This is a genomic window from Plasticicumulans sp., from assembly GCF_035331805.1.
Lineage (GTDB): Bacteria > Pseudomonadota > Gammaproteobacteria > Competibacterales > Competibacteraceae > Plasticicumulans.
Genome location: NZ_DAOLKE010000374.1, coordinates 1 through 3,207, shown reverse-complemented (window position 1 = coordinate 3,207; position 3,207 = coordinate 1). Strand labels below are relative to the sequence as shown.

Here is a 3,207-nt window from a genome sequence, read left to right as displayed (position 1 = left end):
GGCCGGCTTCGGCCGCACCGGCGTGCTGGGGCGCGGCATCGATACCGCGCGCTTCGACCCGGCGCACCGTGACCCGCGGCTGCGCGCGGCCTGGGGCGCGGTCGATGACGCGCCGGTCGTGCTCGGCGTCGGCCGGCTGGCGCCGGAGAAGAACTGGGCACTGGTGCTGCAGGCCTGGGCGGCGATCCGCTCAGCGCAGCCGCGTGCGCGGCTGGTGCTGGCCGGCGAGGGGCCGATGCGTGCGCGTCTGCGCGCGGCGCTGCCCGAGGCGAGCTTCTGCGGCGAACTGCCGCCGGAGCAGCTCGCCGCGATCTACGCGAGCGCCGACCTGTTCCTGTTTCCGAGCCTGACCGAGACCTGGGGCAACGTCACCGCCGAGGCGATGGCGAGCGGGCTGGCCGTGGTCGCGTACCGCCGCGCCGGGGCCGCCGAGCTGATCCGGGACGGCGTCAGCGGCGCGCTGGCCGAGCCCGGCGACGCCGCGGGCTTCATCGGTGCCGCGCTGGCGCTCGCGGCCGATCGGGAGCGGTGCCGGCGGCTCGGGGCCGCGGCGCGGCAGGTGACGCTCGGTCGCGGCTGGGACGCGGTCGTGCTCGGTCTGGAGCGCAGTTACCACGATGTGCTGAACGGGAGGCATGGCCATGGCCAGCGTGCGCTCGATGTCCGCTTCGATGCCTGAACTTGAACTCCCTGCGCCGCTGCCGGCGCGCCTGCCGGCGCCGCTGCTGCGCTTCGGAGCCGCCGAGCTGGCCTGGTGCCGGCGCTGCAATGCGCTGTCCGGCCGCCACTTCGTCGAGCGCGGCTTCGCGCTGGTGTCCAGGCTCGGCGACGGCGTGTTCTGGTACGGGCTGATGCTGCTGCTGCTCGCCGTCGACGGGCTGGCCGGCGTCGGCGGCGTGACGCGCATGCTCGCGGCCGGCGGGCTGGGGCTGGTGCTCTACAAGGGGCTCAAGCGCAGCACGCGCCGGCTGCGCCCGTGCGCGCGCTCGACGGCGATCCGCGTGACGGTCGCGCCGCTCGACGAGTACAGCTTCCCCTCGGGGCACACGCTGCACGCCGTGGCGTTCACGATCACCGCCTGCGCGCAGCACCCGGGGCTGGTCTGGGCGCTGGCGCCGTTCGCGCTGCTGGTGGCCGCCTCGCGGCTGGTGCTCGGCCTGCACTACCCGAGTGACGTGCTCGCCGGGGCGCTGCTCGGCGCGCTGTGCGCGTCGCTGGCCCTGCTGCTGCCCTGAACGCAGCGGCGCCTGCCGCGGTCGGAGCGGATTCGGGGCCGGGGCACAACGGCCGGACACGGCGCAAGGTCTTGTTCATCCTGCGATTGCTGCGAGCGCTCCGGGCGCGCGCAGGCATCGCGCGTGCATGCTACAGTGCGCGCCCTTCGTCGCCCGGTCGCATCCGCCCGTCCCGCCGTTTCGCAGGAGAGGCTCCATGAGATTCCGTTTTCCCGTCGTGATCATCGACGAAGACTTCCGCTCCGAGAACGCGAGCGGCCTCGGCATCCGGGCCCTGGCCAAGGCCATCGAGGACGAGGGCATGGAAGTGCTCGGCGTCACCAGCTACGGCGACCTGTCGAGCTTCGCGCAGCAGCAGTCGCGCGCCAGTGCCTTCATCCTGTCGATCGACGATGAGGAATTCAGCTCGCCGGAGGCGGCCGGCGTCGCGGTCGGGCAGCTGCGCGCCTTCGTCGAGGAAATCCGCTTCCGCAACGCCGACATCCCGATCTTCCTGTACGGCGAGACGCGCACGACGCGCCACATCCCGAACAGCGTGCTGCGCGAGCTGCACGGCTTCATCCACATGTTCGAGGACACGCCGGAATTCGTCGCGCGCTACATCATCCGCGAGGCGAAGAATTACCTCGACTCGCTGCCGCCGCCGTTCTTCCGGGCGCTGACGCACTACGCGCAGGACGGCTCGTATTCGTGGCACTGCCCGGGGCATTCGGGCGGCGTGGCCTTCCTGAAGAGCCCGGTCGGGCAGATGTTCCACCAGTTCTTCGGCGAGAACATGCTGCGTGCCGATGTCTGCAACGCCGTCGACGAACTCGGGCAGCTGCTCGATCACACCGGCCCGGTCGCGGCCAGCGAGCGCAATGCCGCGCGCATCTTCAATGCCGATCACCTGTTCTTCGTGACCAACGGCACGTCGACCTCGAACAAGATCGTCTGGCACTCGACGGTCGCCCCCGGTGACATCGTCGTCGTCGACCGCAACTGCCACAAATCCATCCTGCACGCGATCACGATGACCGGCGCGATCCCGGTGTTCCTGACGCCGACGCGCAATCACTACGGCATCATCGGTCCGATCCCGCTGAAGGCGTTCAAGCCCGACAACATCCGCAAGAAGATCGAGGCCAACCCGTTCGCGCGCGCCGCGCTCGAAAAGCACCCGGACCGCAAGCCGCGCATCCTGACGCTGACACAGTCGACCTACGACGGCGTGCTCTACAACGTCGAGATGATCAAGGACATGCTCGGCGACACCGTCGACAACCTGCATTTCGACGAGGCCTGGCTGCCGCACGCGGCGTTTCATCCGTTCTACCGCGACATGCACGCGATCGGCACCGACCGGCCGCGCTCGAAGCAGGCGCTGGTGTTCGCGACGCATTCGACGCACAAGCTGCTCGCCGGCCTGTCGCAGGCCTCGCAGATCGTCGTGCAGGATTCCGAGGCCAAGAAGCTCGACCGCCACCGCTTCAACGAAGCCTACCTGATGCACACCTCGACCTCGCCGCAGTACGCGATCATCGCGAGCTGCGACGTGGCCGCGGCGATGATGGAACCGCCGGGCGGCACGGCGCTGGTCGAGGAATCGATCAGCGAGGCGCTCGAATTCCGCCGCGCGATGCGCGCGGTCGAGGAGGAATTCGACGCCGATTCGTGGTGGTTCAAGGTCTGGGGACCGGACCGGCTGGCCGAGGAGGGCATCGGCGAGCGCGAGGACTGGATCCTGCGCCCCGAGGACCGCTGGCACGGCTTCGCGAAGCTGACCGACGGCTACAACATGCTCGACCCGATCAAGGCGACGATCATCACGCCCGGGCTCGATGTCGACGGCAGCTTCGCCGAGCGCGGCATCCCGGCGGCGATCGTGACCAAGTATCTGGCCGAGCACGGCATCATCGTCGAGAAGACCGGGCTGTACTCGTTCTTCATCATGTTCACGATCGGCATCACCAAGGGCCGCTGGAACACGCTG

General features: G+C 69.8%; 3 protein-coding genes. All 3 read left to right on the top strand.

What is annotated here, in order from left to right:
* The coding region (locus tag PKE44_RS17055; protein WP_324553658.1) for a glycosyltransferase at positions 1–679 on the top strand (679 nt) is incomplete at its 5' end.
* Positions 672–1,235, top strand: coding sequence for a phosphatase PAP2 family protein (locus PKE44_RS17050; protein WP_324553656.1), 564 nt, complete (start codon positions 672–674; stop codon positions 1,233–1,235). The genes PKE44_RS17055 and PKE44_RS17050, both read left to right, overlap by 8 nt.
* 196 nt (positions 1,236–1,431) lie before the next feature.
* Positions 1,432–3,207: Orn/Lys/Arg decarboxylase N-terminal domain-containing protein (locus PKE44_RS17045; protein ID WP_324553655.1), on the top strand; the 1,776-nt coding region annotated here is incomplete at its 3' end.

What these genes read in the sequence shown, in the direction of transcription:
- PKE44_RS17050 (WP_324553656.1), top strand. Translation starts at nt 672, where the DNA reads ATGCCTGAACTTGAACTCCCTGCGCCGCTGCCGGCGCGCCTGCCGGCG.